We start from the raw sequence: 3,590 nt of genomic DNA on the forward strand, positions 1-3,590 counted from the left end.
CGGCAAGGGGGGCCGTCGGCGGAGGCGAGGAGAACAGGGGAGAGGCAGAGGTCGATCGGGCGGGTTCGGCCAGCAGGTGGTGGGGCACGAACACCACCGCTTTCACGCCCCCGGACGAGGAGGGCGCCGAGACATCGACGCGGAAGCCGTAGTCCCGTGCCAGGCGCCCTACCACCGCGAAGCCCAACCGGCGTTCGTCCTCCAGCGCGGTGACATCCAGCGTCGTATCCGGCGCCGAGAGCCACCGCTCGGCGTAATCGAGCTGAAAGGCGTTCATGCCCGCACCGCTGTCCTCGACCACGATGCGAAAGCCCTTGGGCACCCACCGGGCGTGCACCGGCACCCGGTCACCGGAGTAGGCGGTCGCGTTCCCCAGCAGCTCGGCGAGCGCCACCGTGATCGGCTCCACCACCCGGCCCTCGACCAGCTGCTCCCCGATGTCGGGTTGGTAGGTGTAGTCCACCCGCCGGTAGTCGCCGATGCGGCCCCGCGCGCTCTCGATGATCTCGCGCACGGTGCAGTCCGCCCGTTGCAGCCCCGGCCACGAACCGGCCAGGATCCGCAGCCGCTGCACCATGTGCAGGGCCATGGTGGTCAGGTGGTCGATGTCGCTCAGCCCCTGGACGTGAGGGCCGCCCCCGGTGTCCTTCTCCAGCTCGCGGTCGATCCGGTCCTGCAACCGCACCAGCAGCGCCTGGGTCTCATCCGCCGTGCCCCGCACGCCGGCCCGCGCCGCCCGACCGATCCGCTCCTCGGTGACCTCCACCGCCTCGCCGACCAGGGCCAGGACACGGGAGTGCAACTCCTCCAGCTCGTTGCCCCGCACCAACTCCGTGGCCACCCCGGGCACGACCACTCCCGGGTAACGCCGGGCACGGGTGTCGATCACTGCGGGCAGTCTGCGCTCCACCAGCTCCCGCGTCTCCTCCAACACCGCCTCCAGCAGCAGGCGGTGCCCCTCCAACCGGCGACGCAGCTCGTCGGTGTCCGCGGCGGCCAGCCGCCGCGTCTCCAGCACCGTCGCCTCGGCCCGCAACCGGACCCTGCGCTGCTCCTCCTCGGCCCGCCGTCGGGTGCTGCGGAGCACGAGCCCCAGGGCGCCGGCGGCACCGGTGCTCACCACCAGGCCACCGGCCAGGAGCGCTTCGAACGCGGGACTCACCGGTCTCCTCCGAGAAGGCTTCGGCCGAACGGGACGGGAGGGTTGTGCATGGGGAGGTCCTCTTCACGGAAGTGATCGAGTAGCGATCGGGGCACGGTGCGCCACCGATTTCGGGTACGTTCAGCGAACCGCCCTTCACGCCGCGTCGGGAGGGCCGGCGGTGGGGAAGGTCGGGTAACGCGGGTAACGCGGGAAGCCGGAAGGGTGGGGCGGACATGGCGCGCACACGCAATGTCCAGCTGGCGGAGGTCATCGCCGAGGCCGGGTGGACACAGGAGCAACTCGCACGGCGCATGCGACAGGTCGCTGCCGAACAGCGGAACGGGAAGACCTCGGCCTTCACGCGCTCCCATGTCAACCAGTGGGTGCGCGGTGTCCGACCGGGCGAGCGGTCCGTGCTCATCCTCTGCGAGACACTGTCGCGAGGGCTGGGACGTACCCTGACACCGGCCGACATCGGCCTGTCGGATGCGTCTCCTCCGGCACCGGAGTGGAGCGAGGACTCCGCCACGGCACTGCGAGAGCTGGGGAGTGTGGAGTTGGACAGGCGGCGGCGCGGGGTCTTGGCCACACTGGGGTATTCGGCGGCCGGCATCGTGCTGCCCGGCGCCTCGTGGTGGGAGACCGCGGCCGAACGAGCGCGCACCCGCCGGCCCCCGGCACCCGGGTCGGTCGACGCCCGGGACGTGGCCGGCGTCCGCGAGATGATCGATTTCTTCTCGCGCCGCGATCAGCGGCGTGGTGGCGGGGAGGGTCGCGCGGCCCTGGCCGCGTACCTGCACACCGATGTCGCCGCGCTCCTGGATCGCCGAGCAGGGGACGAAGAGGTACGGCGCGAGCTGTTCTCCACCGCCGGGGAGTTGACCTACCTGTGCGGATGGATGGCCTTCGACGCCTCCGAGCACGGTCTCGCGCAGCGGTACTTCGTCCTCGCCACCCGCTTGGCGGCCGAGGCCGAGGACGCGCCCCTGGCGGGCCACGTGCTGCGGGCGATGGCCCACCAGGCGGTGGACCTGGGGCACCCCCGACAGGCACTGGACCTGGCCACGGCGTCACTGGAGCGCAAGCGCTACGCCGAGGCGGCGCCTCGGGAGAAGGCATTGATCGGTGTGGTGCATGCCCGTGCCCTCGCCGTGGCGGGCCACCGGGCCGAGACGATGGCGGCCCTTCGACGGGCCGAGGACGACTTGGCCGCCGTCCGGGACGACGGCCACGAACCGGCGAGAGTGTTCTTCTTCGGGGAAGCCAGCCTCGCCCACGAGACCGCCTGTGCCCTGCGGGATCTGGGGGATCTGAGGGCGCGGAGAAGGAGTTCCGGCGCAGCGTGCGCACCCGTGCCAAGCAGACCTTCACCCGGACCCACTCGGTGACCCTCGGGTACCTCGGCGCGGTGCAAGCCCGCCGGGGGGCCGTGGAGGCAGCCTGCGACACCTGGGGAAGGGCCCTGGACACGATGGAGGGCGTGCGCTCCGGCCGGGCCCGGGACACCGTCATCGACATGCGACGCACACTCTCCCCCTTCCGCGACCGCGGCCCGGCGTGCGTGGCGGACATCGAGGACCGCGCACGGACCGTTCTCGCGCGCATAGGGTGAGCCGATCGGCCCCTGCGTCCGGAGGAGATGACCGTGCCCGACCCGATCCAGCTCCAGCCCATCGCCACCGTGATCGGCGGACACATCGAGCCGGCCGACGACTACCAGGGCGGGGTCGAATCGATCATCCGGCTGAACGACACCTACCCCCCGGAGACGCTACGGGGCATCGAGGAGTTCGGTCACCTGGTGGTCGTCTGGCACTTCCACCGTGCCACGCCCTCCGACGTCGCTCTGCACGCCCGCAGCCCGCGGAACGACCCCCGGTGGCCGGCGACGGGTACCTTCGTGCACCGCAGCCACCGGCGCCCCAACCAGCTGGCGGTCAGCTTCCCCCGTCTGCTGCGGGTCAGTGGGTTGGACCTTCACGTGACCGATTTCGACGCGGTCGACGGCACCCCGATCCTGGACCTGGCCCCCTACTTCGCCGAGATGGGCCCACGCGGCGAACTGCGCCAACCGGCCTGGCCCGGCGAGATGCTCACCGACTACTGGCGTGCGGCGGAGGAACGGTAAGCGGTTCCAGGATCGCTCACCCATGGCTCCGGGCCACCGCGCGCCATATGGGGGCGTACCTGCACGTCCGGTCTTGGCTCGGGTCCCGTGCATCCCAGGGTCCGGCGTCCGGCAATCCGACACCGGGAATGAAGCGGCGAGGGCCGACCTCGTTCGGTGCCGGGGGTCTTGGGGTTTGCTCCGAACCCCTGGGGGCTTCGAGAGGTGGGGTTCCTGTGTGTGGGGTGCCGACATACAAACCTTCCCTCCAGGGGACTTTCACCCGGGTCACCCGGGCCCGGGATCGGCCCCCGGAGGGGACTTCGGGCGGGGGTGGGT

Annotated in this window: 4 protein-coding genes; 3 read left to right on the forward strand and 1 reads right to left on the reverse strand. The window is 71.5% G+C overall.

Going from position 1 to position 3,590, the window contains the following annotated elements:
• The coding region (locus FNQ90_RS16180) for a sensor histidine kinase (RefSeq protein WP_182607035.1) at positions 1 to 1,162 on the reverse strand (1,162 nt) is incomplete at its 3' end.
• A gap of 215 nt (positions 1,163 to 1,377) precedes the next feature.
• Between FNQ90_RS16180 and FNQ90_RS16185 the strand changes: the two genes are divergently transcribed.
• From FNQ90_RS16185 to FNQ90_RS16190, 3 genes are read left to right on the forward strand one after another with little or no spacing between them, the layout of a single operon-like run.
• Positions 1,378 to 2,532, forward strand: coding sequence for a Tat pathway signal protein (locus FNQ90_RS16185; RefSeq protein WP_323380001.1), 1,155 nt, complete (start codon positions 1,378 to 1,380; stop codon positions 2,530 to 2,532).
• Positions 2,487 to 2,756, forward strand: a complete 270-nt coding sequence (locus FNQ90_RS28495; RefSeq protein WP_323380002.1) for a hypothetical protein — start codon at positions 2,487 to 2,489, stop codon at positions 2,754 to 2,756. The genes FNQ90_RS16185 and FNQ90_RS28495 overlap by 46 nt, the downstream gene beginning before the upstream one ends.
• A 27-nt stretch (positions 2,757 to 2,783) precedes the next feature.
• The gene (locus FNQ90_RS16190; RefSeq protein ID WP_182607036.1) at positions 2,784 to 3,272 is read left to right on the forward strand and encodes an SAM-dependent methyltransferase; all 489 of its coding nucleotides are present in this window, start codon (positions 2,784 to 2,786) and stop codon (positions 3,270 to 3,272) included.
• Positions 3,273 to 3,590: the final 318 nt, after the last annotated feature.

This window comes from Streptomyces alkaliphilus, assembly GCF_014141535.1.
GTDB classification, from domain to species: domain Bacteria; phylum Actinomycetota; class Actinomycetes; order Streptomycetales; family Streptomycetaceae; genus Streptomyces; species Streptomyces alkaliphilus.